This window comes from Psychroflexus salis, assembly GCF_014640175.1.
Lineage (GTDB): Bacteria > Bacteroidota > Bacteroidia > Flavobacteriales > Flavobacteriaceae > Psychroflexus > Psychroflexus salis.
The window spans coordinates 68,666-83,416 of sequence record NZ_BMGL01000007.1; the positions used below are offsets into that span (position 1 = coordinate 68,666).

At 34.4% G+C, this 14,751-nt stretch carries 12 protein-coding genes; 2 read left to right on the forward strand and 10 right to left on the reverse strand.

The features are described from left to right. Positions 1–27 precede the first annotated feature (27 nt). Both IEV63_RS06860 and IEV63_RS06865 read right to left on the reverse strand, forming a co-directional pair. Positions 28–3,156, reverse strand: a complete 3,129-nt coding sequence (locus tag IEV63_RS06860) for a UvrD-helicase domain-containing protein (protein ID WP_188406056.1) — start codon at positions 3,154–3,156, stop codon at positions 28–30. An 18-nt stretch (positions 3,157–3,174) separates the two neighbouring features. Beyond that, complete coding sequence (locus tag IEV63_RS06865; protein ID WP_188406057.1) at positions 3,175–4,227, reverse strand: DUF8457 domain-containing protein; 1,053 nt, start codon at positions 4,225–4,227, stop codon at positions 3,175–3,177. A 99-nt stretch (positions 4,228–4,326) separates the two neighbouring features. Here IEV63_RS06865 and IEV63_RS06870 point away from each other — a divergent pair, with 99 nt between their 5' ends. Together IEV63_RS06870 and alr are read left to right on the forward strand one after the other, a co-directional pair. Further along, complete coding sequence (locus tag IEV63_RS06870; protein ID WP_188406058.1) at positions 4,327–4,971, forward strand: thymidine kinase; 645 nt, start codon at positions 4,327–4,329, stop codon at positions 4,969–4,971. Continuing rightward, positions 4,958–6,070 (forward strand): alanine racemase, encoded by a 1,113-nt coding sequence (gene alr / locus IEV63_RS06875; RefSeq protein WP_188406059.1) that lies wholly within the window; start codon positions 4,958–4,960, stop codon positions 6,068–6,070. Before IEV63_RS06870 ends, alr begins: the two co-directional genes overlap by 14 nt. Positions 6,071–6,180: 110 nt before the next feature. On the opposite strand, the gene IEV63_RS06880 is transcribed toward alr, so the two are convergent. From IEV63_RS06880 to IEV63_RS06915, 8 genes are all read right to left on the reverse strand, one after another. Continuing rightward, positions 6,181–6,342 (reverse strand): type II toxin-antitoxin system antitoxin, encoded by a 162-nt coding sequence (locus IEV63_RS06880; protein WP_188406060.1) that lies wholly within the window; start codon positions 6,340–6,342, stop codon positions 6,181–6,183. Positions 6,343–6,437: 95 nt separating this feature from the next. Next, positions 6,438–6,596, reverse strand: coding sequence for a DUF4177 domain-containing protein (locus IEV63_RS06885; protein ID WP_188406061.1), 159 nt, complete (start codon positions 6,594–6,596; stop codon positions 6,438–6,440). 3 nt (positions 6,597–6,599) lie between these two features. Continuing rightward, the gene (locus tag IEV63_RS06890; protein ID WP_188406062.1) at positions 6,600–7,460 is read right to left on the reverse strand and encodes an SPFH domain-containing protein; all 861 of its coding nucleotides are present in this window, start codon (positions 7,458–7,460) and stop codon (positions 6,600–6,602) included. 241 nt (positions 7,461–7,701) lie between these two features. Next, positions 7,702–9,297: an ATP-dependent DNA ligase gene (locus tag IEV63_RS06895; RefSeq protein ID WP_188406063.1), complete on the reverse strand. Its 1,596-nt coding sequence runs from the start codon at positions 9,295–9,297 to the stop codon at positions 7,702–7,704. A gap of 306 nt (positions 9,298–9,603) precedes the next feature. Beyond that, complete coding sequence (locus IEV63_RS06900) at positions 9,604–10,593, reverse strand: ligase-associated DNA damage response exonuclease (RefSeq protein ID WP_188406064.1); 990 nt, start codon at positions 10,591–10,593, stop codon at positions 9,604–9,606. Positions 10,594–10,663: 70 nt separating this feature from the next. Next, complete coding sequence (locus tag IEV63_RS06905; protein WP_188406065.1) at positions 10,664–12,976, reverse strand: penicillin-binding protein 1A; 2,313 nt, start codon at positions 12,974–12,976, stop codon at positions 10,664–10,666. Beyond that, a complete protein-coding gene (locus tag IEV63_RS06910) occupies positions 12,966–13,460 on the reverse strand; it encodes a gliding motility lipoprotein GldH (RefSeq protein WP_188406066.1) in 495 nt (164 codons plus the stop codon). Before IEV63_RS06910 ends, IEV63_RS06905 begins: the two co-directional genes overlap by 11 nt. Next, the gene (locus tag IEV63_RS06915) at positions 13,450–14,709 is read right to left on the reverse strand and encodes a PSP1 domain-containing protein (protein ID WP_188406067.1); all 1,260 of its coding nucleotides are present in this window, start codon (positions 14,707–14,709) and stop codon (positions 13,450–13,452) included. Before IEV63_RS06915 ends, IEV63_RS06910 begins: the two co-directional genes overlap by 11 nt. Positions 14,710–14,751: the final 42 nt, after the last annotated feature.

The following is a 14,751-nucleotide window of genomic DNA, read 5'->3' on the forward strand; positions in this document are numbered from 1 at the left end:
TGAGTAGTGTACCTCATTCATGCTACTTTACACTTCTACAACAAGCAATTCATCATTTAAATACACCAATAGTTTTTTAATAACTTGGTAGCCTAAGGCTTCTACAGCAGTAGTATAATCCTTTATTTGTTGTTGATGTTTTGTATTCGGGCTTCCTGTTTTGTAGTCGATAAGAACTGCTTTATTTGCTTTTAAGCAAAGCCGATCTGGTCTAAAAAGTTGTTTGTTATAGGCAATTTCTTGCTCGTTTAAAGCTTGCCAATCTTCACCAAAAAAAGCAGTTAATTTTGGATGTTCTGTAATTTGTTGCAAGCTTTTTTTATAAGCTATTGCTTGGTTTGACGCAATTAAGCCCGATAAAGTAGCCTGATCTATAGCTGTTTGTATATCGGTTTTTAAATTTATTTTCGCCATAAGTTCGTGTAAAATATTGCCACGCTCTATAGCTAGTTGTAGTTCATTATTCCATAAATATTCTGCATTGGTTAGCAAGCCCATGTTTAAGTTAGGCTGGTTAAATTGTAAACTCAAATTGTTTTTTACAGCATGAGTTTGTTTTGTAAATAAATAATTTTCACCAATTATATAATGCAATTGATTTTCTTTCCAAAGGCCTTGGTCCATTAAAAAATCATTGAATAATGCAGCAAATGAATTTTTTGTAAAGCTAATTCCACTTTTATTTTCTTTACAGTCCGTATAAATATACATTTCTTTTGCAGCCCTTGTTAAAGCTACATAAAGCAAATTAATACTGTTAAATATAGCTTTTTCTTTTAGCGTATTATAAATTTCGGCTTTCTCGTTATCTAAATCTTTGTAAATAGTCGATTTTCCGCTAGCCAAAACATAGGGCATTGATGCGTTTTGTGTTGGAATCCAGAATTTTTCTAAATCGGTGTAATCCAGTTGCTCGGTAGCAAATGGATATAATACAATAGGAAATTGCAATCCTTTACTTTTATGAATTGTCATGATTTGTACTGCATTTTCAACTTCGGGTGCACTAATGCTTTTTGTATTTTTAACCCGTTCCCAATAGGTTAAAAAAAGCTGAATATCGCCAGCCTGCTTGTTAGCAAATGCAAAAACTTCGTCTAAAAAAAACTGTATATAAGCATCGGCATTACTGGGAGTAATAAACGATTGTATAATATATTCTACAGCATCGTAAATAGGCAGCGCATTACAGCGCTCAGGAGAAAATGAATAGCCTAATTCTTCAATGCTTTCCCAAGTTTTTTTGTGTTGAAAAGCTTCAGCTAAAAAGATGTGTTTTTCTGTAGCATTAAACTTTTTTTCAGCTAATAAATAAGTGAATAAAGTATAAGCTTCTTCTTCGTTTTTTTCGTTTTCTAAACAATATAAAACCGATAAGATAAAACCTACTTCTTTGCTGTTGGCTATGAGCAAGGTTTCTGAAGAAATAATTGGAATTTGCTCATCGTTTAGCGCTTTAGCTATGGCAATTCCTTGTTCTTTTTTTCGGACCAAAACACAAAAATCTTTGTATTCTACATCTTCTGAAGCAATCCGGTTTTGAATGCTGCTCACAACTTTTTTTGGAAAAACTTCTAGAGCTTCTTCTTTGTTTTTTAAAATAGAGAAATCGATTTCTACTTTACCCGCTCGATGCTTTTTAGGCGATTCTTGACTTGCCTTAGCATATAATTCTTGTACCTCAGGCACTTGAACAGAAGTTGAAACAAATTGAAAAAGCGCATTATTAAAGCTTATAATTTCTTGTTCGCTTCGGTAATTAAAATCTAAATCTTTATTTTCATTTTTTATGGTAAATGGAGAATTGCCCTTGCTTAACTGCATAAATTGTTTGGCATCTCCACCACGCCAAGCATAAATAGATTGTTTGGCATCTCCTATTAAGCTTAAACTACCTGGGCCGAACTCTGGATGCTCTTTTACAAGCGCTTCTTCGACTAACGGAATTAAATTTTCCCATTGTAAAGTAGAGGTATCTTGAAATTCATCTATAAAATAATATTGAAAACGCTCCCCTAAACGTTCATAAATAAAAGGTGCGGGTTGTTCTTTTACCTGTTCGCTAATTTTTTTGTTAAAGTCGGAAATCAGTACTAAATTACGTTCAGATTTTATTTCACTTATCTCTTTCTGCACTACATTGAGTAAGGAAATTTGTGTAATGTAGCTTTTTATTTTCCCTGTATATTGTAACTCGTAAAACTGTTTTTTTGTTTTTTTGTAAAGCTTAACAATTTCTTCTTTAATAGCTTCAATACTTGTTTTTTGATCTTCAGCAGTAGTTTTGTTGTAGAAGTTTGTGGTTTCAATTTCAGCTTGCCATTTGGCTTTAAAGCTAAGTTTAGTGTAATCTTCAATAACTTTTTTAAAATAATTAGGAATGTACCTTCCTTTAAAACTACCTACTTCAATTTGATGTTGTCCAAGCAAACTAAAAAAATGCTTTCCTGTTTCAGAAAGTTGGTTTAAAAGCTGTTTTTCTTTCTTTTTTAGTTTTTCCTTGTATTTTGTAAACGCGTTTAACGGAAGCTTCTGTAAGGCATCAATTGGTTTGCTGTGTTGTTCTTTTAGCAGTAATTCGGATGCTTCAAAAACGTCTTTGGCAATGTTTCCGCTTTTATCATCTTCTGTTTTTTCGAGTGCAAAATCTACTAAAATTTGAGTTAGTTGCTTATCTTCTCCAACTTTATCAATAACACGATCTATAGCTTCTTCTAAAACAACACGGGTTTCGAGCTCAATTTCAAAATTATTACTCAATCCCAAATCTTTGGCAAAAGTGCGGATTATGCGCTGCGTAAAAGCATCGATGGTCGAAATTTCAAATCCTGCATAATTGGCAAGTAAATGCCTTAAAATTTGAATCGATTTTTCCGAAACGTCTTTATCGGTAAGTTGTGTTTTTGCTTTTACTTGTTCGTAAAGTGGCTTTTTGTCTTCACTAATATCGGTTTTAGTAAAGGCAATTAAATGTTCGAGTACACGCGATTTCATTTCGCCTACGGCCTTGTTAGTAAAAGTAATGGCAAGTATACGTTGAAAAGCAAACGGATCTTTAGCTAAAAGTAAAATAGACAAATAATCTACAGTAAGTGTAAAGGTTTTTCCTGAACCAGCAGACGCATTGTAAATTACAAAAGGAGATGATTTTTTCATGCCATGAAAATACAATACTTATGCCAATTTAGCTTCTAAAATCTCTAAAAAACGTTGTTCTATGGCTTCATGTTCATGCCAGTTGTAGCTTGGTTTCACTTGATTTTCTAAATAGACTTTCGCTTCTTGAATGTTCGAAAACTCATTTATTTTAGCCATAACACGATGATAAGCTTCTACGTTTCCTTCAAATAGTTTTTTAGTAAAGGCTAAACGATCGTTTAAACCAATTTTTAATTCTGTTTTAAGTTGATCGTTTAAAGATTTTTTTTCTTGCGAAAATAAATCCATTGTCCGTTGTGGCTTTGGCTTATCTTCTTCTATTGTAGAGTCTTCATCTACTTTATTTTCATTTTTAGAAGGTGTAGCTTGAGTTTCATTTAAGCTTTGTTCTTCTTTTTGTTCTGATGTAGTTTGCTCAATTTCAGTTTCTTCTTGGGTTGGTAATTGAGTAGAAGAGCTTGCAGACGCGGGCTCAAAATCGGGTAATTCATCGAAATGAACCCCAAAATCTTCTTCAGATAAATCATCTGCTGTGGATTGATGATTATCTTCTTTTTTAATTGAATTTGCTTCTTTAACTGCAGAATTTTCTTGGTTTATTGAAGTTTTTTTGTTCGCAATTAATGTTTCTTGCTCAACTTTTTCTGCTGAAGTTTCGCTTTTATTTGAAGAAGCTTCAGTTGGAGCAGAATTTTCATCATCTTCTTTAGAAGCTTCAACTGGTTTAGAATTTTCTGTCTTTTGAATTTCTTTTTCTATTTCAGGCTTTTCAGTTGCAGCATTTTCGTTTTCTACCGTATTTTCTAACCTAGTTGTTTCTTTTGCAGCTTCAGACGCTGTATCGGAAATTGAGCTAACTTCATCTAAATCCGTTTCAAAAGCACTCTTAAAAGCCATTTTACCTATATTAGGCTGTTTTCCAGCAAAATGTTTCTCGGCAAAGGCAAGCACGCAAAGTTTTTCATAAAGTAAGCCGGCTTTTTCTTTTAATTCGTGCACATTATCGTTTTTAGCTTTTAAAATGCTGTGGGCAAGGCTAGTTAATTCACCTTCTAATACTTTCTTCATAACTTTATGATTTAGTTTTTTCTACGCTTTTATTTTTTAGTAATTTTACATTTTACTACGCACAAATCTACAAATTATTATACCGTTTTAATATAGAAAATGTTTCTTGAAAATACAGTAAATCACGAAGAACAATTTGGTTGGATAGAAGTTATCTGCGGGAGCATGTTCTCAGGTAAAACAGAAGAATTGATACGGCGTTTAAAGCGCGCGCAATTTGCTAAACAACGCATTGAAATTTTTAAGCCCGAAATAGACCGTAGGTACGACGACCAAGATGTGGTTTCGCACGACGAAAACGCCATTCGGTCTACACCAGTACCTGCTGCTGCTAATATTCGTTTATTAGCCGATGGTTGTGATGTAGTAGGAATTGACGAAGCACAATTTTTCGACGACGAGATTGTTTCGGTTTGTAATGATTTGGCAAACCAAGGAATCCGTGTTATTGTTGCAGGCTTGGATATGGATTTTAAAGGAAATCCTTTTGGACCGATGCCAAACTTAATGGCTACGGCCGAATATGTTACTAAAGTGCATGCCGTTTGTACGCATACTGGAAATTTGGCACAGTATAGTTTCCGAAAGTCTACAAAAGATGATTTGGTATTACTAGGAGAGACCGACGAATACGAACCATTGAGTCGAGCTGCATTTTTTAGAGCTATGGGTGCACAAAAACAAACTGAGCAAACTAAAACCAAACCACAAGAACAGAAAAATAATTTTCATGCCAAAGGTTGAAGAAACACGTTTAGAAATTGACCTTAACGCCTTAGCACATAATTACCATGTGCTAAAATCAAATCTTCCTGCTAATACTCAGATTATGGGTGTGGTTAAGGCTTTTGCTTATGGTACAGACTCTATTGTTATGGGTAAAAAATTGGTAAGTTTAGGTGCCACCCATCTTGCCGTTGCTTATATTGAAGAAGGTATGCGGTTTCGTAGACGAGGACTCGATATACCTATCTTAATCTTTTATCCACAGCTTGAAGATTTACCTAAATTATTGGAATATAATTTAACCCCAAGTGTGTATAATTTTCATTTTTTAGAAAATTTAAACGCGGCTTTAATCGAACATAATGTTATTGATTTTCCCATCCATATAAAAATCAATACAGGAATGAATCGCTTAGGGTTTGATATGACCGATGTTAACCGATTAACCCAATTGCTTTCTGCAAACAAACACGTTAAAGTTGAAGGTGTTTTTTCGCATTTATCTGCAGCAGGAATGCCAGAAGAAAATGAGTTTACTCAGTTGCAAATCGATAATTTTAAAGTTGCTGTTGAAGCTTTTAAAAGAAATGTAAATACAAGTTTTATAGCTCATTTATGTAATTCTAGTGGAATTTTGAGCCACCCAGAAGCTGCTTTCGATATGGTGAGAGCTGGTATTGCTTTATATGGTTACGGCAATAATCCGGAAGAGCAAAAAAACTTACAAGTTGTGGCTAGTCTAAAAACACGAATAGCACAATTAAGGGTAATTCCGCCTGGTTCGAGCGTAGGCTACGATCGAAAATTTAAAGCAGAAAAAACATCGAAAATAGCAACTTTACCTTTGGGGTATGCAGACGGAATTTCACGAATTTACGGTAACCAAAAGGCAGAAGTCTTACTTCATGGTAAAAAAGCACCGATAATTGGTAATGTTTGCATGGACACTTTAATGGTAGATGTTAGTGAAATTGAGTGTAAAGAAGGCGATGAAGTTTTAATTTTTGGTAAACAACACACTGCTTTAGCATTTGATAAGGAAAAACAAAGTATTCCCTACGAATTAATTACCCGCATTTCTCAAAGAGTTACACGGGTAGTTATAAATAAGGAATAAATTTAATTTGTGAAAGTATTCTTGAATTGTTGCTTTTGATTAGTTAGATATAAATACAAATTGATAAAACTTAAGCTGATTATTAATGTATGAAGAAAATTGTATTGAAGCTATTTCTTTTTCTTTGGTTCTCTTTTGTGTTCTTTTAATTGTTGCATAAGCATCCATTCCAATTGACCATTGGTACTGCGGAATTCGTCTGCAGCCCATTTTTCAATTGCTTTCATCATGTCTTCATTAACGCGTAAGGCAAATGCTTTTTTCTTAGGCATAAAATGCTGTTTTTAATCTAATCAATAATTTTAATTACGAATATAAGGCTTGCTATCGAACTCTTCATTAATAGTAATTTAATGCTTAATCGGCATTACCTGTTTTTATCTCGCTCCAAAACAATACGCATGCTGTTTTCTGCAATATCTCTTACCACCCAACCTTCTCGGGCATATTGATTTAACGTATCTTCTAACTTTTGATTGTTGTTGGATAAGCCCATTTTCCAGTTCACTACTTTATATTCTTTCATGAATTAGTGGTTTAAAGTTCCTGCATTTACTACTGGCGAAGCTTCTTTATCTCCACATAATACCACCATTAAATTACTTACCATGGCTGCTTTGCGTTCTTCGTCTAAGTCTACAACTCCTTTTTTACTGAGTTGTTCTATAGCCATTTCTACCATACTTACGGCTCCTTCTACAATTTTATGTCTAGCAGCAACAATGGCTGTTGCTTGCTGTCTTTTTAGCATGGCGTTGGCGATTTCTTGTGCGTATGCTAAATAACCAATGCGTGCTTCTAAAACTTCAATTCCTGCAGTAGACAATCGTTCGTCTATCTCTTTTTCTAAAGCTTCACTTACTTCGTTAACGCTTGAACGAAGTGTAATATCTTCATCATGGCCTTCGTCTGCAAAATTATCATAGGGATACATACTGGCTAACTTTCTAACGGCAGCATCCGTTTGAACCCGTACAAAATTTTCGTAGTTATCTACATCAAAAGCAGCTTTGTATGTGTTTTTAACACGCCAAACCAAAATGGTACTAATCATAATTGGATTACCCAGTTTGTCGTTTACTTTTAATCGTTCGCTGTCAAAATTACTAGCCCTTAGCGAAATTTTCTTTTTGGTGTAAAATGGATTTACCCAGTAAAATCCGTTTTTTTTGACTGTTCCTACATATTCACCAAATAACAACAATACTCTCGAACCATTAGGCTGAACCATTATAAATCCAGGAGCAATTACTAAAGAAAGTACAATACTAAGGATTGGCCATGGAGTTTTAAATAGAAACATAAGTGCTATACTTCCTATAAATAAAAGTATAAATACAAACAACATTAGATAGCCATTGGCAGGTACAATTGTTTTTTCTTCTTTCATGATTTTAGATTTAAATTTAATATGATATTAAAATAATATCGTAAAGATAGTGTTCTTTTTGAATTAAAAAAAGAAAAAAAGATTTTTTGAAATGATTATTGTTAACTTCATTAAAAACCTTTCTTAATAGGTGCAACTTGTTTTTATTGGGTAAGATTCCGTATAAAGTTTCTTTTAGGAAGTTTTTACGTAATGACAAGAGGAAGGAATTTTTACGGAATGTTAGAGAAGTAGTCTATTTCTACTTTGGAATCATGGCTTTTAAATCTTCTAAGGTATTTGCATCTTTAATTTTTTTGTCGGTACGCCAGCGAGAAATTCTTGGAAAACGAGTGGCTACACCACTTTTATGGCGTTTGGATTCGGCTATGCCTTCAAAAGCAATTTCAAATACTTGAAAGGGTTCAACACTTCGAACAGGACCAAATCGTTCTAAGGTATTTTTTTTGATCCACGCATCCAATTCTTTAAATTCTTTATCAGTTAAACCGGAATAAGCTTTGGCAAAAGTGACTAATTCTTTGTGTTTATCATCCCACAATCCAAAGGTGTAATCGGTAAATAAATTGCTTCTTCTTCCGTGTCCGCGCATGGCATAAGTTAATACGGCATCGATGCTAAATGGGTCGGATTTCCATTTCCACCAATCGCCTTTTTTTCTTCCTACTCCGTAAGTGGAATCTTTACGTTTAATCATCAAACCTTCGGACTTGATTTCTCGAGCGTTTTCACGTTCTTTTGCCATTTTTTCCCAACTAGAAAACTTCATAATTTTTGAAAGATGAAAAACAGGGATTTCGTCTTTTAATTCAGAATGCAATTCATCTAATATTTCTCGTCTTTCTGAAAAAGTTTTCTTCCGAATATCTTTGCCATTAAATTCTAAGATATCGTAAGCTTTTAAAATAACTGGGGTTTTTTCTAATAGCTTTTTTGAAACTGTTTTCCTGCCAATTCGCGTTTGTAAATCTTTGAAACTGCCAATGTCGTTATTCGGAAAAGCTAAAATTTCGCCGTCTAAAACCGTTCCATTGGGAAGTTTTCCTACAAAAGCTTCAAACTCCGGATATTTGTCGGTCACCAATTCTTCACCACGACTCCACACAAACAATTGGCCTTTACGGATAATAATTTGACTGCGAATACCGTCCCATTTGTGTTCGGCAAGCCAATCTTTTGGATTTCCTAATGCATCAGGCGAATCTTCAATAGCGTACGCCAAATAAAACGGATAGGGTTTGGATAAGTAGTCGGCTTCGTTTTCTTCTAAAATAAGTTCTTGAAACGAAATTTTATTTGGATTCCAATTCCCCATCAATTTAAAAGCCAAAATATCTTCATCAATTCCAGTGGCTTTAGCCAATGCTCTCGTCATTAATTTTTGACTCACCCCAATTCTAAATCCACCGGTAATGAGTTTAGTAAATACAAAACGCTCGTAATAATTCAACTTTTTCCAATTGGAGACTAGATATTCCTTTTTTATTTCATCAGATTCTTTCTTTAAAGCCAGTATTTCTTGCAAACAGTGAGTTAAGCTTTTTTCGTTTTCAATTTCTGCATTAGGAATAACTAAAGCAATAGTCTCCGCTAAATCACCAACAATATGGTATGATTCTTCAAAAAGCCACAACGGAATATTGGCCAATTCTGATGCATATTCGCGAATTAACGTAGTATTTACCGGTCGTGGAGGTCGTCGGTGTGAAAGAATAGCAATGGTCCAAACTTTATCTTGATTTGAAGCTTGCATAAAATAATTAGCCAATGCTTCTACTTTCAAATTAGTTCGATTAGTAGAATCGATGGTTTTAATTAGTTGAGCAAAAGCCTTCATTTTAGCGTATTAAGTAGTTAGAATTAAGTAATGAGAAGTGATTAAATATTCTTGGTTTCTTCTATTGAACGATTTAATTACTAATCTTGTTTTTTATATTGACATTTTTAGATTAACAAGTTTTCCAAATTAAAAAATCCACCACAAAGACACGAAGACCAAAGAGAAAAACCAACTAAAAAAATCCTATTCTTATCTTTCATTTTTTTTCTATTTTTTCATCTCTTGATAAATCACATTTTCAAATTGATTCATTAATACGTTGATTCATCGCTACATTGTTACATTATTGAATTGATATTTTTATCAATCTTCATTTTCTTCGTATTGCGTTTTTTCTGTTCGAGCATCGTAACCTAATTCTCGTAAGTATTTAGCAAAAATATCGGTGTAGCCGTGGGTACAGATTACTTTTTCACATTCTGTGGCTTTGATGCTTTTTAACAAGCCATCCCAATCGCAGTGATCACTGAGCACAAAACCTTTATCGATAGCCCTTCTGCGTCTTGCACCACGGAAGGTCATCCAACCGCTGGCTGAGCCAGTAACATAAGGTGTCATTTTTTTAATCCAAGTGCCGCCGTGAGCGCTGGATGGAGCGATAACTAAGTTTCCGTTGAGTTCAGATTTCGTGGTTTCTCGGGTAATTAGATTTGTTTCAGGAAAATCGACTAAATTTCTTAAAACTTGTGTCATATTTTCGATAGCACCGTGGGTATAGATTTTTCCAATTTCTGCATCAACATGCTTCAAGAGTCGCTGTGCTTTTCCTAAGGAATAACCAAATAGAACGGAAGTTCTTCCATCTTCTTGATTTTGTTTCCACCATTGATTGATTTCAGTAAAAACTTCACTTTGTGGTTTCCATTTAAAAGCGGGTAAACCAAAAGTACATTCGGTAATAAATGAATGACATTTTACGGGTTCAAAAGGAATACAAACTCCATCGGCTTCATCTTTATAATCGCCTGTAAACACCCAAACTTCTCCTTTGTGTTCTACTCGAATTTGCGAACTACCAATAATGTGACCAGCAGGATGTAAACTAAATTTTACGTTGTTGATGGTAAAAGTTTCATTGTAATTTTTACCTTCGATGTTCACATCTCCTAAACGGTGTTTTACAATAGGTATATTGTCATGATGGGTAATATATTGTTTGTGTCCATAACGAGAATGGTCTGCGTGACCGTGGGAAATAATTACTTTATCGACAGGCTTCCATGCGTCGATATATACATCTGCAGCTTCGCAATAGATGCCTTTTGAATTGAAAGCCAGTAAAGGAGTTTTCATGAAACTAAAGTACTGAATGTAGTATAAAAATTCCTTTTAAAAAAGCTAAAAGTTTTTACGTAGGCTAAAGCTAAAAATCAGAATTGAAATCTTCCATAAAATCTTCTTCGTCTGTTGTTTCTACTTCATCACAATTAATTGGGATGGTTAAGTTTGCAGGTTTTTCGAATGCTTCCTTAGAAACTTCAATCTCTTCGTTAGCATATAAATCCTTCATGTACATTCCCCAAATAGGGAGAGCCATTGTTGCGCCTTGACCGTAAGTTATTCCTGGAAATCGTACCGATCGTTCTTCGCCACCTACCCAAACGCCTGTAACTAAATCGGGCACCATACCAATAAACCAACCATCACTTTGATTTTGGGTAGTTCCGGTTTTACCAGCAATATCATTCTTAAAATCGTAAGGATAACCCGTAACGGCTCGTTGGTAGTCAATTCTATTTTTAGCATATTCAGAATTGGTTTTTAGACGTACACCCGAACCAGATTTTGTAACCCCTTCTAATAAGTTTACCACCACATAAGCGGTTTCTTCGCTTAAAACGTCCTTGCTTACCGGTGAATGTTGATAAAGAATAGTTCCATTTCTATCTTCAATTCGCGTAATCACGAAGGGCTCAACATAAACACCTTTATTGGCGAATGTACTGTAAGCAGAAACCATTTCGTACACACTTAAATCTGGTGTTCCTAAAGCTATAGAAGGATAAGGCTTAATATTTGAAACATCTACGCCTAAATTTTTGGCCATATCAATTACTTTTTGTGGCCCTGTTTTATCGATTAATCGAGCTGTAATGGTATTTACTGATTCTGCTAAAGCTTTTTTTAGCGTTTTTACACCGCCATAGTCGTCTCCTGAGTTTGTAGGAGTCCAATCTTCAATTAAATCATGCTTTCCTTTAGGAATAGTATATAATGTATTAGGAAGTTCATAGCAAGGAGAATAATGCAATTGGTCTATGGCTGTTGCATACACAAATGGTTTAAAAGTTGAACCTACTTGTCTTCTAGCTTGTTTAACGTGTTCGTATTTAAAATATTTATAGTTTATACCACCAACCCAAGCTTTAACTTCGCCAGTTTGTGGGCGCATAGACATCATGCCGGTGTTTAAAAAGGATTTATAATATCGAATAGAATCTTTTGGAGACATAATGGTGTCGATTTCTTCCTCCCAGGCAAAAAGCTTCATCGGAACTTTTTCGTTAAAAATTTTGGTTATAGAATCTTCAGAAACACCTCTGCTTTTTAGGCGTTTATAACGGGTAGAGTTTTTTATTCCTCTTCTTAAGATGTTTTCGACATCAGTTTTACTTATACTTCTAAATGGAGCAGTAGAATTTTTTTTGTTCTGACGATTAAATTCTTTTTGAAGCTTTGTCATGTGTTTTTTAACCGATTCTTCTGCGGCAATTTGCATTCTATAATCTATAGTGGTATATACTTTTAAGCCATCGCTATAAATATTGTATTCACTCCCGTCGGGTTTTTTATTTTTTGATGTCCAATCTTTTAAAAAGTCTTTTAAAAATTCTCTAAAATAGGTTGCAGTACCATCGTCGTGCTGTTCTGGCGTGTAATTGATTGTTAAAGGTAATTTTTGAAGCGAATCTTTCTCTTTGGTAGACAAATATCCATTTTTCTCCATTTGTTTAAGTACTTGATTTCTTCGGCTTAACGAATTATCTTTAAAAATCTTTCGGTACGGATTGTACAAAACGGGATTTTTAAACATAGCTACTAAAGTTGCTGATTCTTCCACTTTTAAATCCATGGGTTCTTTACCAAAATAAACCCTTGCAGCCGATCTTATTCCGTGTGCGCCTCTTGTAAAATCAAAAATATTGAAATACATGGTTAAGATTTCTTCTTTGGTGTATTGTCTTTCTAACCGAATGGCAATTACCCATTCTTTTATTTTTTGTGTTAAGGCTTCAAATATATTTCTAGATCTAACACCTGTAAATAATTGTTTGGACAATTGTTGGGTTATGGTACTAGCTCCGCCTTTACTTCCAAGATAAACGGCTGCGCGTAAAGTACCTTTAGCATCTATACCTGCGTGTTCGTAAAAACGCTCATCTTCGGTAGCTACCAAGGCTTCTACTAAATGTGCAGGTAAATCGTCAAACTTTACAGGGGTTCTGTTTTCTAGGAAGTATTTGCCAAGTATTTTTCCATCAGACGAAATTAATTCGGTCGCTAGGTTGGTTTCTGGATTTTCTAATTCTTCAAAAGTTGGCATTTCGCCAAAAGCACCCCAGCCAGCGAGTAAAAATAAGAAGACAATCGATAAAATGCCAAGCACAAAAAGCGACCAAAAGTAAAGTAGATACTTTTTAAAGTTTTTGGTTTTTTCCTTTTTTTTATTCTTCATGGTTATTCTTTATTTCTTCTACTTGAATACCTACATCTAATATTCCATTTAGCTCTGTTAAAGCTTCAGTTTCTCCAGTTTTTCTTACTGATTGTTGGAGTTTAAAAATATATTCTCCTTCTTCATTAAAAGTTACATTTTCTTTAAGCCAAAGTTTGTTTTCAATTACATTTGCGCCTTTTCCCATAAACTCACCGTCGGGATAAGCCATAGGATATTCTAGTGTATCTACAACTACTTTTCCATTTGGAAATACAATGCTCGAAATTAGGTATATGTTTCTAAATTCGTAATCTAAGTTGTTTCGAAGTTGGATGTAAACATTAAAACTTTGGATTGTGTCTTTTGGTGCGAATTGAAACTCTAAGGTGTCATTTTTATGCCAACTTCCGTCTAGGTTTTTGTATTCTAAAAAAGCATAATCTTTGTTAGTACATGAAAAGAGAATAGTAAGTAGAAAAAAAAATACTAGGCTATTTCGCATTGTTGGTATTATTTTTTTGTGAATTACTACTTGGTTTCTTTTTAGAAGTTCTTTTGTTTGGCTTATTTGATTTCGTATTTGGTGATTTTGTAGGACCAGGCTTAGCTTTATGACTTTGATTTGAAGGCTTTTTCTTTTTTCGACGCTTGTTTTTAGGACGGTCAAAGCGAGTTAAACTATCTTGCCCAACCACATTTTCATAATTCGCTTCAATTTCTATTTCAGGTTCTTCAGCTTTAAAGTCTTCTAGGCTTTGTACGGGATTTTTTTGTTTGGCAGCTTCAACAATTTCGAGCACCTGCTCTAAGTCAATTTCAATCCAATTGCCATAGTCACCTTCGTAAGCATACCAAAACTTTTTATTAAATATATCTATTTTTTGGCAAACAGCTTTTCCTTTTTTGGTAATGAGCTTATCATCGTATTTAGGAAAATCTTTAATAGCATCTAAATAAGTATCTAACTCATAATTTAAGCAGCATTTTAATTTACCACATTGCCCTGCTAATTTAAGTGGGTTTAATGAAAGTTGTTGGTATCGTGCAGCAGATGTTTTTACTGTTCTAAAATCGGTTAACCAAGTGGAGCAACACAATTCTCTTCCGCAAGAGCCAATACCACCCAACCGAGCAGCTTCTTGCCTAAAACCGATTTGCTTCATTTCAATTCGGGTTTTAAACTCGTAGGCAAATTCTTTAATTAACTGTCTAAAATCTACGCGCGATTCTGCAGTGTAATAAAATATAGCTTTAGATGCATCGCCTTGAAATTCTACATCGCTAATTTTCATTTTTAACTTTAACCGAATGGCAATTTCTCGAGAACGCTTTTTTACAGCTTCTTCGCGGTCTTTTGCTTCTTGCCAAACGTCGATATCTTTTTGCGTAGCTTTTCGGTATATTTTAGGAAGATCGTCTGAGTACGGATCTTCGTTTTTCTTTTTCATTTGTACCTTTACTAGTTCGCCAGTTAAGGTAACAATGCCAATATCGTGACCTGGTGATGCTTCTGTAGCAACAACATCGCCCATTTGAAGCGTTAACGATTCGGTATTTCTAAAAAATTCTTTTCGGCTATTTTTAAAACGGATTTCAACCACATTAAATTGTTCTTCTCCATTGGGTAATTCCATATTAGAAAGCCAATCGAAAACACTTAATTTATTGCAACTATCGGTTCCACAGGTCCCGTTATTTTTACATCCTTTTGGTAATCCATCTTTTCCACTTGAGCAACTTGCACAACCCATACTTCATTATATATATTGAAACACTGACTTTTAGCCGTGTTG

What these genes read in the sequence shown, in the direction of transcription:
- IEV63_RS06860 (WP_188406056.1), bottom strand. Translation starts at nt 3,156, where the DNA reads ATGAAAAAATCATCTCCTTTTGTAATTTACAATGCGTCTGCTGGTTCA.
- IEV63_RS06865 (WP_188406057.1), bottom strand. Translation starts at nt 4,227, where the DNA reads ATGAAGAAAGTATTAGAAGGTGAATTAACTAGCCTTGCCCACAGCATT.
- IEV63_RS06870 (WP_188406058.1), top strand. Translation starts at nt 4,327, where the DNA reads ATGTTTCTTGAAAATACAGTAAATCACGAAGAACAATTTGGTTGGATA.
- alr (WP_188406059.1), top strand. Translation starts at nt 4,958, where the DNA reads ATGCCAAAGGTTGAAGAAACACGTTTAGAAATTGACCTTAACGCCTTA.
- IEV63_RS06880 (WP_188406060.1), bottom strand. Translation starts at nt 6,342, where the DNA reads ATGCCTAAGAAAAAAGCATTTGCCTTACGCGTTAATGAAGACATGATG.
- IEV63_RS06885 (WP_188406061.1), bottom strand. Translation starts at nt 6,596, where the DNA reads ATGAAAGAATATAAAGTAGTGAACTGGAAAATGGGCTTATCCAACAAC.
- IEV63_RS06890 (WP_188406062.1), bottom strand. Translation starts at nt 7,460, where the DNA reads ATGAAAGAAGAAAAAACAATTGTACCTGCCAATGGCTATCTAATGTTG.
- IEV63_RS06895 (WP_188406063.1), bottom strand. Translation starts at nt 9,297, where the DNA reads ATGAAGGCTTTTGCTCAACTAATTAAAACCATCGATTCTACTAATCGA.
- IEV63_RS06900 (WP_188406064.1), bottom strand. Translation starts at nt 10,593, where the DNA reads ATGAAAACTCCTTTACTGGCTTTCAATTCAAAAGGCATCTATTGCGAA.
- IEV63_RS06905 (WP_188406065.1), bottom strand. Translation starts at nt 12,976, where the DNA reads ATGAAGAATAAAAAAAAGGAAAAAACCAAAAACTTTAAAAAGTATCTA.
- IEV63_RS06910 (WP_188406066.1), bottom strand. Translation starts at nt 13,460, where the DNA reads ATGCGAAATAGCCTAGTATTTTTTTTTCTACTTACTATTCTCTTTTCA.
- IEV63_RS06915 (WP_188406067.1), bottom strand. Translation starts at nt 14,709, where the DNA reads ATGGGTTGTGCAAGTTGCTCAAGTGGAAAAGATGGATTACCAAAAGGA.